Below are 15,279 nucleotides of genomic sequence, written 5' to 3' on the forward strand. Positions count from 1 at the left end.
TTTTATCGCCGGAAGGCGATCAGATCCAGCCGTCGTTCACCGCCGTCCGCTCGCCGCCCTCGTGGCCGGTATTCAGCACCCCGCGCGGTTCAATCAGCAGCAGCTTCGCTTCCATCTCCGCCGAGGTCTTATGTTCCACCCCGCGCGGCACGACGATCATCTCCCCGGCCTTCACCAGCACATGTCCGTCGCGGAAGTCCACGCGCAATACCCCCTCCACCACCATCAGCGTCTCATCGGTTTCCGGATGGCTGTGCCAGATAAAGTCGCCGGCGATGCGCACGATCTTGAACTGATAGTCGTTCATTTCGGCCACCACTTTGGGCTGCCATTGTTCGCTGAACAGGGAAAATTTATGAGCAAGATTAACGAGTTGATACATAGGCTGTCTCCTTGTGATAAAGGCAGTCAGCATAGTTCGCCGCGCCGCGGTCACGCTTGAACGATTGTGCAACCTGCGCCGCCTTAGCCGCGGATCGCCCGCAGCCAGCGCCCCGGAGAGAGGCCAAAGCGGCTGATAAACTGGCGCGTCATGTGGCTCTGGTCGGCAAAGCCCGCCTCGGCGGCAATATCCACCAGACGCTCCCCGGCGCGCATCCGCTGGCGACAAAAATCGAGCCGGCGCATCATGACGTATCGCCACGGACTGGTGCCGTACAGCGTTCTGAAATCGCGGCTCAGGCTCCAGCGGTCCCGGCCGCTGACCTGCGACAGGATGTCGAGGGTCATATCCTGCATAAAACAGGCATGGATATACTCCCGGGCCCTCTCCGCCGCCTGATAATCAAACGCCTGGCGACGGGAACGCTGCCCGCCGACCACGGCCAGGGTCTGCGCCAGGTCGTACAGGGCGTCCTCTTCCTCCAGCGGCTCGAAGGTAGCCGTGACCGCTTTCAACAGCGGTTGCGCGGCGCGACGTAGCCGTGGATCCGCCGACAGGCCGCCGGGGATAAACGGCAATGGCCTGCCGCCGAGTATCTTCTGGATCTGAGCGGGTTCGATATAGGCCATGCGGTAGTGAAACCCCGCCTCAGTGCCCGCCTCGCCATCGTGTATTTCGTCCGGGTGAAGGACCATCGTCCCGCCGGGCAGACTGTGCTGTAGCCCGCCGCGATAGTGAAAGCTCTGCACGCCGGCGATCGTCTGGCCGATGGCGTAGGTGTCATGCCGGTGCGGCTCATAGCCGTGGCCGCCGAAGAAGGCTTCGATGCGCTCCGTCCGACTGGGCGACTGCGCCAGCCTGACCCAGTCCGCGCTCTGCTGCTGAGACATAATGGATAACCTGCGGCGTCATTGAGGGATAATTCCAGCACTATTACACAAAAAATTAACATCACCAACCCGCCGCTGCCCGCGCCCTGCCGCTGGGCGTTTGCTGAAAATACGCATAGAATGAAGGAGTTCCATGCCCGTGCGCAAAAGGCGCCGCCCAACGCCGACCTGCCCGGCGATGCTGCATGCCGTTTGTATAAAAAGCTTTATTTAACAGCTGTTTATATTTTGCGTATATAATAAGCGTCAGACTACTTTCGAAATTGCAAGGGAGAACAGCCATGCGCGTACTCGTGGTTGAGGATAATGCCCTGCTGCGTCACCACCTCAAAGTTCAGCTACAGGAGCTGGGCCATCAGGTCGATGCCGCAGAGGATGCCAAGGAAGCGGATTACTATCTGGGCGAACATCTCCCGGATATCGCCATCGTCGATCTCGGTCTGCCGGACGAAGATGGATTATCGTTGATCCGCCGCTGGCGCAGCCACGACGTGTCACTGCCGGTGCTGGTGCTGACCGCCCGCGAAGGTTGGCAGGATAAAGTCGAAGTGCTGAGCGCCGGGGCGGATGATTACGTCACCAAGCCTTTCCATATTGAAGAGGTTGCCGCCCGCATGCAGGCGCTGCTGCGCCGCAATAGCGGCCTGGCCTCGCAGGTGATCTCTCTGCCGCCGTTCCAGGTCGACCTCTCCCGGCGCGAGCTGTCGGTGAACGACCAGCCGATCAAGCTGACGGCTTTTGAGTACACCATTATGGAAACCCTGATCCGCAATCGCGGCAAAGTGGTCAGTAAGGATTCGCTGATGCTCCAGCTTTACCCGGATGCCGAACTGCGTGAAAGCCATACCATCGACGTGCTGATGGGCCGGCTGCGTAAGAAAATTCAGGCTGAATACCCGCAGGACGTCATCACCACGGTGCGCGGCCAGGGCTATCTGTTCGAACTGCGCTGATGAAGGGACTGTTGCGGCATATTTTCCCGCTGTCGTTACGGGTTCGCTTCCTGCTGGCGACCGCCGGGGTGGTGCTGGTGCTCTCCCTGGCTTATGGCATGGTGGCGCTGGTGGGCTACAGCGTCAGCTTCGATAAAACCACCTTCCGTCTGCTGCGCGGCGAGAGCAATCTCTTTTATATGCTGGCCAAATGGGAGAACGGCGCCATTGACGTCGATATCCCGGAAAATCTGAATATGGAAAGCCCGACGGTGACCCTTATTTACGATGAGAAGGGCAAACTGCTGTGGGCGCAGCGCGATGTCCCCTGGCTGACAAAACGCATTCAACCGGATTGGCTGAAACGCAATGGCTTCCATGAAATTGAAGCCGATGTCGACAGCAGCAGTATGCTGTTGCGCAATAACCATGAGGTTCAGGAACAGCTGGACGCCATCCGCGAACAGGGCGACGATTCGGAGATGACCCACTCGGTGGCGATCAACTTCTACCCGGCCACCAGCAAAATGCCCCAGCTCAGTATCGTGGTGGTCGACACCATCCCGGTGGAGCTCAAGCGCAGCTATATGGTGTGGAGCTGGTTTATCTACGTGCTGGCCGCCAACCTGTTGCTGGTGATCCCCCTCCTGTGGGTCGCCGCCTGGTGGAGCCTGCGCCCCATCGAGTCGCTGGCCAAAGAGGTGCGCGAGCTGGAGGAACATCACCGCGAGAAGCTCAATCCCAACACCACCCGCGAGCTGACCCGGCTGGTCAGCAACCTTAACCGGCTGGTTCGCAGTGAGCGTGAACGCTATGACAAATACCGTACCACCCTCACCGATCTCACCCACAGCCTGAAAACGCCGCTGGCGGTGATGCAGAGCACGTTGCGCTCGCTGCGCGGCGAGAAGATCAGCGTCGACGAGGCGGAGCCGGTGATGCTGGAGCAGATCAGCCGTATTTCGCAGCAGATTGGTTACTATCTGCATCGCGCCAGCATGCGCAGCGGCGGCACCTTGCTGAGCCGGGAGCTGCACCCGATCGCCCCCCTGCTCGACAGCCTGACCTCCGCCCTCAATAAGGTTTATCAGCGCAAGGGGGTCAATATCTCGCTCGACATCTCGCCGGAGATCAGTTTTGTCGGCGAGCAGAACGATTTTATGGAAGTGATGGGTAACGTTCTCGATAACGCCTGTAAGTACTGTCTGGAGTTCGTGGAGGTTTCCGTGCGCCAGACCACCGACAGCCATCTGCACATTCTGGTGGAAGACGATGGGCCGGGGATCCCGCCGAGCCAGCGCCGCGCGGTCTTCGACCGCGGTCAGCGGGCGGATACTCTGCGTCCCGGCCAGGGGGTGGGGCTCTCCGTCGCCCGGGAAATCGTCGAACAATATGACGGGGAGATCATCGCCGGCGAGAGCCTGCTCGGCGGCGCCTGCATGGAGGTGGTGTTTGGCCGCCAGCTGATGGAAGACAAAGAGAGTTAATCGTTGAGTTTTTTCACGGCGCCTGCATCGCCGGGGCGCCGCATCCGTTATAATCCCTATCAGACACCTGCAGTGGAATATCAATATGGATTATCAATTAACGCTTAACTGGCCCGACTTTATCGAACGCTACTGGCAAAAACGGCCGGTGGTATTGAAGCGCGGCTTCGCCAATTTTATCGACCCGCTGAGCCCGGACGAACTGGCTGGACTGGCCATGGAGAGCGAGGTCGATAGCCGCCTTGTCAGCCATCAGGATGGAAAATGGCAGGTCAGTCACGGTCCCTTCGAAAGCTACGATCACCTGAGCGAAAACAACTGGTCCCTGCTGGTACAGGCGGTTAACCACTGGCATGAGCCGTCGGCGGCGCTGATGCACCCGTTCCGCGCCCTGCCGGACTGGCGTATCGACGACCTGATGATCTCCTTCTCCGTACCGGGCGGCGGCGTCGGCCCGCATCTGGATCAGTATGATGTGTTTATCATCCAGGGCACTGGCCGTCGGCGCTGGCGCGTCGGGGAAAAAGTGCCGATGAAACAGCACTGCCCGCATCCGGACCTGCTGCAGGTTGACCCCTTCGAGGCGATCATCGATGAAGAGATGGAGCCGGGCGATATTCTCTATATTCCGCCAGGATTCCCGCATGAGGGATATTCGCTGGAAAATTCGCTGAACTATTCGGTCGGCTATCGCGCGCCGAATGCCCGCGAGCTGTTCAGCGGCTTTGCCGACTACGTTCTCCAGCGCGAACTGGGCAGCCAGCGCTACGCCGATCCGGACGTGCCCTCCCGCGACCATCCGGCGGATATTTTACCGGCCGAACTCGACCGCCTGCGCGAGATGATGCTGGGGCTGATTAACCAACCGGAGCACTTTAAGCAGTGGTTCGGCGAGTTTATCACTCAGTCGCGTCATGAGCTCGACGTCGCGCCGCCGGAGCCGCCGTATCAGCCCGATGAAATTTACGATGCCCTGCAGCAGGGCGATACCCTGGAACGCTTGGGCGGCCTGCGGGTGCTGCGCATTGACGGCGAGGTGTTCGTCAATGGCGAGAAGATCAACTCTCCGCACCGCCCGGCGCTGGACGCCTTAGCCACCCACCTGACGCTGCGCGCCGACCATTTTGGCGATGCGCTGGAAGATCCCTCTTTCCTCGCCATGCTGGCGGCGCTGGTCAACAGCGGCTACTGGTTCTTTGGCGACTGAGTGCCATCCTGCCCGGCGGCGCTGCGCTTGCCGGGCCTACGGGTTCCGCAGTCACCGGTTGGACTGTAGGCCGGATAAGGCGTTAGCCGCCATCCGGCGTCTTGTCCGACTCGCGGCCCTACCGGGCTGCCTGAGAAGATTAATGCCCTTTTCGTGCCGCCGTCAGCTCGGCGATACGCACGATCACCTGCACCGCTTTCTCCATCCCTTCCAGGGTGACAAACTCATGTTTGCCGTGATAGTTGTAGCCGCCGGTAAACAGGTTCGGGCATGGCAGTCCCATAAACGAGAGCTGCGCGCCGTCGGTACCGCCGCGGATCGGCTTCATCTGCGGTTCGATATCGCAGTCCACCATGGCCTGGCGGGCAATATCGACCACGTGCGGATGGGCGATCACCTGCTCATGCATGTTGTAATAACTGTCCTCGATCACCAGCTCAATATAGCAGTCCGGGTGCAGCCCCTTGCCCACCTTTTTGGCGATCTCCATCATCTTGCGCTTGCGCGCCTCGAAGTGCTTACGGTCAAAATCGCGGATGATGTAGTGCATCTCGGCCCGATCGACGCTGCCTTTGATACTGGTGAGATGATAAAAGCCTTCATAGCCTTCGGTAGTCTCCGGCGCCTCGTCGGCCGGCACTTCGGCATGAATCCGCGCGGCCAGCGACAGCGCGTTGACCATCACCCCTTTCGCAGTGCCGGGGTGCACGTTGTTGCCGACGATCTTAATGGTCACCGAGGCGGCATTGAAGTTTTCAAACTCCAGTTCGCCGACCCCGCCGCCGTCAACGGTATAGGCCCAGCGGGCGTCAAAGGCCTCGACGTCGAAATGTTTCGCCCCTTTTCCGACCTCTTCATCGGGGGTGAAGGCCACGCGGATATCGCCGTGGGGGATATTTTTCGCCTGCAGGGTCGCCAGCGCGGTCATGATCTCGGCGATGCCGGCCTTATCGTCCGCCCCCAGCAGCGTTTTCCCGTCGGTGGTGATCAGCGTCTGCCCCAAAAGCTGATGGAGAACCGGGAACATCACCGGGGAGAGCACCTCATCGCCGATACCCAGCGCAATATCGCCGCCGCGATAGTTTTCGACAATCTGCGGGTTAACGTTTTTGCCGCTGAAATCCGGGGAGGTGTCAACGTGAGAGATAAAGCCGATGGCCGGGATATCGCCCTCGACGTTGGCGGGCAGGGTTCCCATTACCGTCCCTTTTTCACTCAGCGTTACCTTGACCAGTCCCATTTCTTCCAGCTGCGCCTGCAACAGGCGTAACAGCTTCCACTGCCCTTCCGTGCTGGGGACCTGACGAACGCCAGGCTTCGACTGCGTGTCCAAAGAAACGTACTGCAAAAAACGCTCAAGCAATTTATCCATGTAGCCACCCTCTTCTTTTGTGACAACATTATTGATAAGCCAGAAAAGACAAATATTGCGTCAGGTCATTCTTAGCCCGTAAAGCGAAATTTAATAACGGAACCGACGTTATGGTGTAAAGGTAGACTATGCAGGCGTATCAAGGATTGGCGATTACCCTCGTTTGCCGTAGAATGCTGGCCCTTATTAAAAACGTGCAACCCCAAAGGTGGTTAATCACAAACCCCGCAGCGGTCGGAAGTTTCCGTTGCGTCTACATGGGACAGAGTCAAAAATTGAATATACAACCGCGTTCGCGTTCGCCGCTGGTGCAACTGGCGGGAATTCGCAAAAGCTTTGATGGTAAAACGGTCATCGATAACCTTAACCTGACCATCAACAATGGTGAGTTTCTCACCCTGCTTGGCCCCTCTGGCTGCGGTAAAACCACCGTTCTGCGCCTTATCGCCGGCCTGGAAAACGTCGACAGCGGACGGATCCATCTCGAAGATCACGATATCACTCATGTTCCGGCGGAAAACCGCCACGTTAATACCGTATTCCAAAGCTACGCCCTGTTTCCGCATATGACGGTGTTCGAGAACGTCGCCTTCGGCCTGCGGATGCAGAAAACCCCGGCGGCGGAAATCACTCCGCGGGTGATGGATGCCTTAAAGATGGTGCAGCTGGAGACGTTTGCCCAGCGCAAACCGCACCAGCTCTCCGGCGGCCAGCAGCAGCGCGTGGCCATCGCCCGCGCGGTGGTCAACAAACCGCGCCTGCTGCTGCTCGATGAATCCCTTTCGGCGCTGGATTACAAGCTGCGCAAGCAGATGCAGAACGAACTGAAAGCGCTGCAGCGTAAGCTCGGCATCACCTTCGTCTTCGTCACTCACGACCAGGAAGAGGCCCTGACCATGTCCGATCGCATCGTGGTGATGCGTGATGGCAAAATCGAACAGGACGGCACCCCGCGCGAGATCTACGAAGAGCCAAAAAACCTGTTCGTCGCCAGCTTTATCGGCGAGATCAATATCTTCGACGCCACGGTCATTGAACGCCTCGACGAACAGCGCGTGCGGGCCAGCGTGGAAGGGCGTGAATGCAATATCACCGTCAATTTTGCGGTGGAGGCCGGCCAGCGTCTGCATGTCCTGCTGCGCCCGGAAGATCTGCGCGTCGATGAGATCCACCACAACAGCGACGCCGACGGCCTGATTGGCTATGTGCGCGAGCGCAACTATAAGGGCATGACCCTCGAGTCGGTGGTGGAGCTGGAAAACGGCAAAATGGTGATGGTCAGCGAATTCTTTAACGAAGACGACCCGGATTTCGACCACTCTCTTGACCAGAAAATGTCTATCAATTGGGTGGAGAGCTGGGAGGTGGTGCTGGCCGATGAAGAACACCAGTAAATTCCAGAATGTGGTGATCGCCACCATCGTCGGTTGGCTGGTGCTGTTTGTCTTTCTGCCCAACCTGATGATCATCGCCACCAGCTTCCTGACCCGCGACGACGCTAACTTCGTCAAGCTGGTCTTCACGCTGGACAACTACTCGCGGCTGCTGGATCCGCTCTATTACGACGTGCTGCTGCATTCGCTGAACATGGCGCTGCTGGCGACCCTCGCCTGCCTGGCGCTGGGCTACCCGTTTGCGTGGTTCCTTGCCCGGCTGCCGCAGAAGGTGCGGCCCCTGCTGCTGTTCCTGCTGATCGTTCCCTTCTGGACCAACTCATTGATCCGCATCTACGGGCTGAAGATTTTCCTCAGCACCAAAGGCTACCTGAACGAGTTTCTCCTGTGGCTGGGAGTGATCGACACGCCGATACGCATTATGTTCACCCCGTCGGCGGTGATTATCGGCCTGGTGTACATCCTGCTGCCGTTTATGGTGATGCCGCTCTACTCCAGCATTGAGAAACTGGATCGGCCGCTGCTGGAAGCGGCGAAAGATCTCGGCGCCAGCAAGCTGCAGACGTTTATCCGCATCATCATTCCGCTGACCATGCCGGGGATCATCGCCGGCTGCCTGCTGGTCATGTTGCCGGCGATGGGGCTGTTCTACGTTTCCGACCTGATGGGCGGCGCCAAGAACCTGCTGATCGGCAATGTGATCAAGAGCCAGTTCCTCAATATTCGCGACTGGCCGTTCGGCGCGGCAACCAGCATTACCTTAACCCTGGTGATGGGCCTGATGCTGTTGATTTACTGGCGCGCGGCGCGCCTGCTGAATAAAAAGGTGGAGCTGGAATGATCGGTCGACTGCTGCGCGGCGGCTTTATGACCGCCATCTACGCGTATCTCTACATCCCTATTATTATTCTGATCGTTAACTCGTTTAACCGGTCGCGTTTCGGCATCAACTGGCAGGGGTTCACCACCGACTGGTATAGTCTGCTGATGAACAACGATAGCCTGCTGCAGGCCGCCCAGCACTCGCTGACCATGGCGGTGCTGTCGGCGACCTTCGCCACCCTTATCGGCTCGCTAACCGCCGTGGCGCTGTACCGCTACCGTTTTCGCGGCAAACCGTTCGTTAGCGGCATGCTGTTTGTGGTGATGATGTCGCCCGATATTGTCATGGCCATCTCCCTGCTGGTGCTGTTTATGCTGATTGGCGTCCAGCTTGGCTTCTGGTCGCTGCTGTTTTCGCATATCACCTTTTGCCTGCCGTTTGTGGTGGTCACCGTTTACTCCCGGCTGAAAGGCTTCGATGTGCGGATGCTGGAGGCGGCGAAAGATCTGGGCGCCAGCGAGATGACCATCCTGCGCAAAATCATCCTGCCGCTGGCCCTGCCGGCGGTGGCGGCCGGGTGGCTGCTGAGCTTCACGCTATCGATGGATGACGTGGTGGTCTCCTCGTTCGTCACCGGTCCGGGGTATGAAATCCTGCCGCTGAAGATCTATTCGATGGTCAAGGTCGGCGTTTCGCCAGAGGTGAACGCTCTGGCAACGATACTGTTGGTTCTGTCGCTGGTGATGGTCATCGCCAGTCAGTTAATTGCACGTGATAAAACTCAGGGGACGTTAAAATGAAAAAATGGTCACGCCACCTGCTCGCGGCGGGCGCTCTGGCAATCGGCATGAGCGCCGCCCACGCGGACGACAGCAAAACGCTCTACTTCTACAACTGGACCGAATATGTGCCGCCGGGCCTGCTGGAGCAGTTCACCAAAGAGACCGGCATCAAGGTTATCTACTCGACCTACGAGTCGAACGAAACCATGTACGCCAAGCTCAAGACCTATAAAGACGGGGCGTACGACCTGGTCGTCCCGTCGACCTACTTCGTCGACAAGATGCGTAAAGAAGGCATGCTGCAGAAGATCGATAAGAGCAAGCTGACTAACTTCAGCAACCTCGATCCGCAGATGCTGAACAAACCGTTCGACCCGAATAACGACTACTCCATCCCCTACATCTGGGGGGCGACGGCCATCGGCGTCAACAGCGACGCTATCGATCCGAAAACCGTCACCAGCTGGGCCGACCTGTGGAAGCCGGAATACAAAAGCAGCCTGCTGCTGACCGACGACGCGCGCGAAGTGTTCCAGATAGCGCTGCGTAAGCTGGGCTATTCCGGCAACACGACCGACCCGAAAGAGATTGAAGCCGCCTATAACGAGCTGAAAAAACTGATGCCCAACGTCGCGGCGTTTAACTCCGATAACCCGGCGAACCCGTATATGGAAGGCGAAGTGAACCTCGGCATGGTATGGAACGGTTCGGCTTACGTCGCCCGCCAGGCCGGTACGCCGCTGGAAGTGATCTGGCCGAAAGAAGGCGGCATCTTCTGGATGGACAGCCTGTCGATCCCGGCAAATGCGAAAAACGTCGACGGCGCGCTGAAGCTGATTAACTTCCTGCTACGCCCGGATGTCGCCAAGCAGGTCGCGGAAACCATCGGCTACCCCACGCCAAACCTGGCGGCGCGCAAAATGCTCAGCCCGGCCGTGGCCAACGATAAATCGCTCTATCCGGACGCCGCCACCATCGAGAAAGGCGAATGGCAAAATGACGTCGGCAGCGCCAGCGCTATTTATGAAGAGTATTACCAGAAGCTGAAAGCGGGCCGCTAATCCCGCCGGGCGGAACCGCGGTTCCGCCCTTTTTTTGTCCTCACTTTAGCCCCTCAGCGCGCGCCAGAGGATCGCCGGCAGCTTGCGCCAGCGCGGCCGATGGTAAAAATCCACTAGCCGCTGCGCCACCGCTTCCTGCCCCCGGTGAGTAATAAACCAGGGCGGCAGGGGCATCAGCGTCAGTTCGCCATGCCACAGACTGCGCGGAAACGGCCGAAACGGCGCCTCAATCACCGTGCGCTCGGTTTTCTCCAGCATAAAGCTGTTATGCACCTTGCCCTGCCCGCTCTGAATATCGTCGAGCCTGTGGCCGGGAAACGCCCCCCACGGGCAGGGAGCTAACAGGAAGGCCACCCCGCTCCAGCAGTTGATCGCCACCGTGCCATAGCGCAGCTCGGCGATCAGCGCGTTAAAACGCTTACGCCCAATCGCCTTGCGGGTGCGCGGGTGGATCACAATATTGGCCCCCAGCGTGCCCTGCAGCCGCTGATTGGCATAGCCGATCGCCTGGCGCAAAAAGCTTTCCGCGCTGTCGGCCTCAAGGCGGGTGATCGACAGCCCCGGGCCAAAGACCTCCTGCTGGCAGAAGTCCGGATCATCCTCGGTGTTCGCCACAATCAACGGCAGCGCGTCGCCGCGGGCTATCTCCAGCGGCTGACGGGCGCGCAGGCGAAAGTCAGTCAGCCGGTTTTCCGCGCCGGGGTAATAGTCCGGACGGGTATTGGCGGCGATCAGCCGGTACAGCTGACTAAGCAGGGCCGACGCCGGCTCCCAGCCCTGCTGCAGGATCAGCACCTGGCTGGCCACGCAGTTAAACCCGCCATTGTTCATCTTCTGCGTCGCCAGCTGCTGCGCCTGAAAAGCGATATCCGCCTCGCTCCACGGACCGGGGACGATAATGGTAGGGCTGACGCCGCCCAGCTCCGAGGTCACCCGACGCGGGTTCAGCGGCGTCCCGGCGGCCCGACGCTGGCGAGCCGCCTCACCATCGCCCCAGACGATAGCGTCATGGCTCTCCCGCGAGCCGGTGATATGGATCTCATCGACAGCGGGATGGGTGGTCAGCCACGCCCCCGCCTGGGCGTCGCCGGTGACGATGCGGAGCGCATCCATGGCGATCAGCGGCGCCAGAGCCTGAGCCAGCAGATCGTGCAGATAATCATTCACCGGGTTGAGCTTCAGCAGGCAGACCTGATTTTCAATAAACAGTTTGTGTAATACGTCCAGCGGCGCGATAGCGGCCACATTCCCGGCGCCGAGCACCAGCGCCAGCTTGCCCTGCCGCGCGGCCGGCGGGATATCGTATGCGGCTGCCGCGCAGCGATCGAGATTGGCCCGGGTGACCCCCGGCTGCATCCAAATTTCAGCGCGAACACCAGACAGCAACAGTCGATCCCAGAGCGTGCCGGGCACTACCCGCAGCGCCAGACGGCCGTCCGCCAGCGTCCGCAGCGGGATCCGCCGGAGAAAGGTTTTCTCCTCCAGCTGCTCCAGGGTGGCGATAAGCCCGTTGCAGCCGACCATCAGCGCGCAGGGGCCTGCCAGCCACTCTTCGCCCGTCAGCGGATCGCCTGGCGGTAGTCCTTTGGCCCTCGCCGCCGCCTCCACCCACGCAGGAGCAATTGAAGCCAGGGCATCCTTGATCTGGCGCAGGAGCGCCAGACGACGATTCACTGAAGTCTCCGCCCAGCGCTGGCGCGCCGCCGACAAGGCGTGCAGCGCTGCGTCATACTGAGAGCAGGTCGTCAGACCGGGTCGCGCGTGGCTCATTTTCCCTCACTCATTAAAATCTCTCCATAGGCCTGGCGCAGCTGATTCTTGAGCATCTTGCCCGTGGCGCTGACCGGTAGCGCATCGACAAATATCACCCGGTCCGGGATCTGCCATTTGGGCACCCGTTTCTCAAACCAGGCCAGCAGATCGCTCTCTTCCACTTCGCCCCCTTCCACGCGAACGCACAGCAGCACCGGCCGCTCGTCCCAGCGCGGGTGGCGGGCGGCGATGGCCGCCGCGCTGCGCACCGCCTGATGCGCGATGGCGATATTCTCCAGCTCAACGGTGGAGATCCACTCGCCGCCGGACTTGATGATATCCTTTGCCCGATCGCTGATCACCAGATAACCATTGGCGTCGAGCGTACCGATATCGCCGGTATCAAACCAGCCTGCCGCGGTCAGGGCGCTTTCGTCCTGACCATAGTACTGCTCCACCACCCAGTGCCCTCTGACCTGCAGATATCCCTGACTTTGACCGTCCATGGGCAGTGGGTCGCCCTCGACATCCACCACCTGTAGCTCGATGCCAAAAATAGGCCGCCCCTGACCGGTACGCTGTTTTTGCTGCTCCGGCGCCGGGAGTGCGTCATGTTTGCTCAACAGCGTGTTAATGGTGCCGATGGGCGATGTTTCGGTCATTCCCCAGGCGTGGATCAGCGTAATGCCGTAATCGTGCTGAAAGGCCTCCATCATCGACGGCGGCAGCGCGGAGCCCCCGACAAACGCACGTTTAAAATCAGGCAGCCGCATGTCCGACCGCCGCATCGCCGCCAACAGACCGGCCCAGATCACCGGCACGCCGAACGCCACCGTCACCTTCTCGGCGGCCAGCAGCTGCAGCAGGCTGTCGCCATCGAGGTGCGGCCCCGGCAGCACCAGCCGCGCGCCGACCATGGCGGCGATAAACGGCGTCCCCCACGCGTTGACATGGAACATCGGCACCACCGGCAACAGGCTATCCCTGGCCGAGATCCCGGCGGCGTCCGGCTGATTGCCGCTCAGGGCATGCAGGACCAGCGAACGATGGGTATTCAACACCCCTTTCGGTCGGCCGGTGGTCCCCGAGGTGTAGCAGAGCGAGGCCGGCGTCAGTTCATTGAGCGGCGGCCAGCGATAGTCTGCCATCCCCTGCTGCAACAGTTCGTCAAAAAACAGCAATGAGGGCAGCTGGCTGAGCGCCGCTTCGCTGCGGGGCGCCATCAGCACGACGTGTTTCACCGTCGGCAGCTGCGGCAGGAGCTGCGCCACCAGCGGCAAAAAGGTCTGGTCAAAGAACAGCACCTCGTCGGCAGCGTCGTTGAGGATATACCGCAGATGGTCAACCGACAGCCGCGGATTGACGGTGTGCGTCACCCAGCCGCCGGAGGCGACGGCAAAATAGATCTCCAGGTGGCGGCGATTGTTCCATGCGAGGGTGGCGCAGCGGGCGCCCAGCGGCAGCCCCAGCGACGCCAGCGCCGATGCCAGCCGCTGAGCGCGGCTGGCCATTTCCCCCCAGCTGCTGCGCTCCTTCTCACCGCCGGCGCCCACCGAGACGATCTCCGTCTCGCTGTGGTATTGCGCCGCATGGCTGAGCAGCGCGGTGGTAGTGAGATCCTGATAAATCATCGGTGACGGCATGGCGGGGTCTCCTTTACAGACTTCCGGGCGGGGGAACAGGGTCGCGGCGCGAACGTGCGGACGCCTATTGAATCTGGTCTACATTTGCCGGTCTGCACAAAAAAACGTACGGAAATCAGCGGTCACGCACAAAATTATCGCGGGTAATCGCTCAGAAAGGAGAAGCCGAGAATGATATGATGAAGGGCATTGCCCGGCGCCGGTCCGGGCGATATCGCCAGAGCGACTGCCGGGGACTGACGATAGCCTGGAGTACGTGATGCGCGCTTCAGAGGAAAGCGGCTCAGCGTCGCCCATCGTCGGGCTGGCCTTTGTCCTTCCCTTTTTCGGCTCGCCGTTGCACAAAATCTTCAATGATGCCGAAGAGCCCGTTGAGGGGTTTCCACAGCACCACCAGCAGCAGCATGGGGCCGTATACCCGCACACCGCCCGTCGCGACCTGACCGGTAAACAGCAGGGCTAAGCCATCCAGCAGCAGGCACAACGCGCTGCCGGTGCCGATCAACAGGCACAGCAGGAAGAGGATCGGTCGGCTATCGGCGTATTCAGGTAGCGCACGCTGGCTCCAGATGCCGACGATAATGGACGCGATCAAGGCGATCGATGCAATGACCAGGGGATGATGCATGGTCTGACTCCTGTCATGACGTGACATCCTTGTCAACAGCGCTGCCGGAAGCGGTGGGCGTCGCCCTGCCCCCCGGCAGGCTGATTCAGTTTACAGCGCGTTTTCCTGCAGCAGCTTATCGATAAAGGCGGGTACCACTTCGCTTGCCAGCCCGTAGTGCTTTTCGGCAAACTCGCTGCCCACCTGGCTGGGCTCGAGGTTCAGTTCAACGGTATGGGCGCCGTGCAGTCGCGCCTCGTGCACAAAGCCGGCCGCCGGATAGACGTGGCCGGAGGTGCCGATGGCGATAAAGATATCCGCTTCGGCCAGCGCGCTGTAGATCTCGTCCATCCCCAGCGGCATTTCGCCAAACCAGACCACGTGCGGACGCAGCGCCGCCGGGAACTGGCAGCAGTGGCATTTGTCCTCTGCGGTGACGTCCCCGGTCCACTCCAGCACCTGGCCGCTCCACGAACAGCGCACCTTCAGCAGCTCGCCGTGCATATGGATCACCCGGCGGTTGCCGGCGCGTTCGTGCAGATTATCGATATTCTGGGTGACCAGCAGAAAATGGTCGCCCAGCAGATCCTCCAGACGCGCCAGCGCCAGATGCGCCGCGTTCGGCGCGATCTCCGGACTCTGCAGCTGACGACGGCGGGCGTTGTAGAACGCCTGCACCAGCGCCGGGTCGCGGGCGAAGCCTTCCGGCGTCGCCACATCTTCCACCCGATGCTCTTCCCACAGGCCATCGGCCGCGCGGAAAGTTTTGATCCCCGACTCCGCCGATATGCCCGCGCCGGTTAACACCACCACTCTCGGTTTGGCCATCGCTTCAGGCTTCATCCTGTCCTCCCTAAAGAAAATCCGCTGACGCAGACGGTCACGCAACTGACGTTTATTGCGACGAAAACGGCTCAATCGATGTAAACGGCGCGACTGCATAGCTA

At 60.2% G+C, this 15,279-nt stretch carries 14 protein-coding genes; 7 read left to right on the forward strand and 7 right to left on the reverse strand.

Going from position 1 to position 15,279, the window contains the following annotated elements:
• Positions 1 to 19: 19 nt before the first annotated feature.
• The gene (locus tag ACOI7D_RS02680; RefSeq protein WP_109547539.1) at positions 20 to 382 is read right to left on the reverse strand and encodes a cupin domain-containing protein; all 363 of its coding nucleotides are present in this window, start codon (positions 380 to 382) and stop codon (positions 20 to 22) included.
• A gap of 83 nt (positions 383 to 465) precedes the next feature.
• Complete coding sequence (locus ACOI7D_RS02685; protein ID WP_109547540.1) at positions 466 to 1,272, reverse strand: AraC family transcriptional regulator; 807 nt, start codon at positions 1,270 to 1,272, stop codon at positions 466 to 468.
• 281 nt (positions 1,273 to 1,553) lie between these two features.
• Between ACOI7D_RS02685 and phoP the strand changes: the two genes are divergently transcribed.
• From phoP to ACOI7D_RS02700, 3 genes are all read left to right on the forward strand, one after another.
• Complete coding sequence (gene phoP / locus ACOI7D_RS02690) at positions 1,554 to 2,225, forward strand: two-component system response regulator PhoP (RefSeq protein ID WP_004206636.1); 672 nt, start codon at positions 1,554 to 1,556, stop codon at positions 2,223 to 2,225.
• The gene (gene phoQ, locus ACOI7D_RS02695) at positions 2,225 to 3,691 is read left to right on the forward strand and encodes a two-component system sensor histidine kinase PhoQ (protein WP_004206635.1); all 1,467 of its coding nucleotides are present in this window, start codon (positions 2,225 to 2,227) and stop codon (positions 3,689 to 3,691) included. The genes phoP and phoQ overlap by 1 nt, the downstream gene beginning before the upstream one ends.
• 85 nt (positions 3,692 to 3,776) lie before the next feature.
• Positions 3,777 to 4,898, forward strand: a complete 1,122-nt coding sequence (locus ACOI7D_RS02700; protein WP_004206634.1) for a cupin domain-containing protein — start codon at positions 3,777 to 3,779, stop codon at positions 4,896 to 4,898.
• Between the two features lie 139 nt (positions 4,899 to 5,037).
• On the opposite strand, the gene pepT is transcribed toward ACOI7D_RS02700, so the two are convergent.
• The gene (pepT, locus tag ACOI7D_RS02705) at positions 5,038 to 6,270 is read right to left on the reverse strand and encodes a peptidase T (RefSeq protein WP_023289160.1); all 1,233 of its coding nucleotides are present in this window, start codon (positions 6,268 to 6,270) and stop codon (positions 5,038 to 5,040) included.
• Positions 6,271 to 6,527: 257 nt separating this feature from the next.
• On the opposite strand from pepT, the gene potA reads away from it, so the two are divergent.
• From potA to potD, 4 genes are read left to right on the forward strand one after another with little or no spacing between them, the layout of a single operon-like run.
• Entirely contained in the window at positions 6,528 to 7,664 is a 1,137-nt protein-coding gene (potA, locus tag ACOI7D_RS02710) for a spermidine/putrescine ABC transporter ATP-binding protein PotA (RefSeq protein ID WP_032452454.1), read from the forward strand.
• On the forward strand, positions 7,648 to 8,505 hold the full coding sequence (gene potB / locus ACOI7D_RS02715; RefSeq protein ID WP_004150812.1) for a spermidine/putrescine ABC transporter permease PotB: 858 nt from the start codon (positions 7,648 to 7,650) through the stop codon (positions 8,503 to 8,505). Before potA ends, potB begins: the two co-directional genes overlap by 17 nt.
• A complete protein-coding gene (gene potC / locus ACOI7D_RS02720; RefSeq protein ID WP_004150813.1) occupies positions 8,502 to 9,287 on the forward strand; it encodes a spermidine/putrescine ABC transporter permease PotC in 786 nt (261 codons plus the stop codon). The genes potB and potC overlap by 4 nt, the downstream gene beginning before the upstream one ends.
• The gene (gene potD / locus ACOI7D_RS02725) at positions 9,284 to 10,330 is read left to right on the forward strand and encodes a spermidine/putrescine ABC transporter substrate-binding protein PotD (protein WP_023289157.1); all 1,047 of its coding nucleotides are present in this window, start codon (positions 9,284 to 9,286) and stop codon (positions 10,328 to 10,330) included. The genes potC and potD overlap by 4 nt, the downstream gene beginning before the upstream one ends.
• Before the next feature lie 45 nt (positions 10,331 to 10,375).
• On the opposite strand, the gene ACOI7D_RS02730 is transcribed toward potD, so the two are convergent.
• From ACOI7D_RS02730 to cobB, 4 genes are all read right to left on the reverse strand, one after another.
• Positions 10,376 to 12,100, reverse strand: coding sequence for an aldehyde dehydrogenase family protein (locus ACOI7D_RS02730; protein WP_109547541.1), 1,725 nt, complete (start codon positions 12,098 to 12,100; stop codon positions 10,376 to 10,378).
• On the reverse strand, positions 12,097 to 13,725 hold the full coding sequence (locus ACOI7D_RS02735; protein WP_109547542.1) for a long-chain fatty acid--CoA ligase: 1,629 nt from the start codon (positions 13,723 to 13,725) through the stop codon (positions 12,097 to 12,099). The genes ACOI7D_RS02730 and ACOI7D_RS02735 overlap by 4 nt, the downstream gene beginning before the upstream one ends.
• Positions 13,726 to 14,008: 283 nt before the next feature.
• On the reverse strand, positions 14,009 to 14,353 hold the full coding sequence (locus ACOI7D_RS02740; protein ID WP_050534260.1) for a hypothetical protein: 345 nt from the start codon (positions 14,351 to 14,353) through the stop codon (positions 14,009 to 14,011).
• Between the two features lie 90 nt (positions 14,354 to 14,443).
• Complete coding sequence (cobB, locus tag ACOI7D_RS02745) at positions 14,444 to 15,274, reverse strand: Sir2 family NAD+-dependent deacetylase (RefSeq protein ID WP_017898959.1); 831 nt, start codon at positions 15,272 to 15,274, stop codon at positions 14,444 to 14,446.
• Between the last annotated feature and the right edge of the window lie 5 nt (positions 15,275 to 15,279).

It is taken from the genome of Klebsiella sp. C360, from assembly GCF_048822415.1.
Taxonomy (GTDB): Bacteria; Pseudomonadota; Gammaproteobacteria; order Enterobacterales; family Enterobacteriaceae; genus Klebsiella; species Klebsiella quasipneumoniae.

Excerpts from the sequence above, each read along its gene's own strand:
- potB (WP_004150812.1), top strand. The coding sequence starts at position 7,648 with ATGAAGAACACCAGTAAATTCCAGAATGTGGTGATCGCCACCATCGTC.
- ACOI7D_RS02700 (WP_004206634.1), top strand. The coding sequence starts at position 3,777 with ATGGATTATCAATTAACGCTTAACTGGCCCGACTTTATCGAACGCTAC.
- ACOI7D_RS02680 (WP_109547539.1), bottom strand. The coding sequence starts at position 382 with ATGTATCAACTCGTTAATCTTGCTCATAAATTTTCCCTGTTCAGCGAA.
- ACOI7D_RS02740 (WP_050534260.1), bottom strand. The coding sequence starts at position 14,353 with ATGCATCATCCCCTGGTCATTGCATCGATCGCCTTGATCGCGTCCATT.
- potA (WP_032452454.1), top strand. The coding sequence starts at position 6,528 with ATGGGACAGAGTCAAAAATTGAATATACAACCGCGTTCGCGTTCGCCG.
- cobB (WP_017898959.1), bottom strand. The coding sequence starts at position 15,274 with ATGCAGTCGCGCCGTTTACATCGATTGAGCCGTTTTCGTCGCAATAAA.
- phoP (WP_004206636.1), top strand. The coding sequence starts at position 1,554 with ATGCGCGTACTCGTGGTTGAGGATAATGCCCTGCTGCGTCACCACCTC.
- phoQ (WP_004206635.1), top strand. The coding sequence starts at position 2,225 with ATGAAGGGACTGTTGCGGCATATTTTCCCGCTGTCGTTACGGGTTCGC.
- pepT (WP_023289160.1), bottom strand. The coding sequence starts at position 6,270 with ATGGATAAATTGCTTGAGCGTTTTTTGCAGTACGTTTCTTTGGACACG.
- ACOI7D_RS02735 (WP_109547542.1), bottom strand. The coding sequence starts at position 13,725 with ATGCCGTCACCGATGATTTATCAGGATCTCACTACCACCGCGCTGCTC.
- potC (WP_004150813.1), top strand. The coding sequence starts at position 8,502 with ATGATCGGTCGACTGCTGCGCGGCGGCTTTATGACCGCCATCTACGCG.
- potD (WP_023289157.1), top strand. The coding sequence starts at position 9,284 with ATGAAAAAATGGTCACGCCACCTGCTCGCGGCGGGCGCTCTGGCAATC.
- ACOI7D_RS02685 (WP_109547540.1), bottom strand. The coding sequence starts at position 1,272 with ATGTCTCAGCAGCAGAGCGCGGACTGGGTCAGGCTGGCGCAGTCGCCC.
- ACOI7D_RS02730 (WP_109547541.1), bottom strand. The coding sequence starts at position 12,100 with ATGAGCCACGCGCGACCCGGTCTGACGACCTGCTCTCAGTATGACGCA.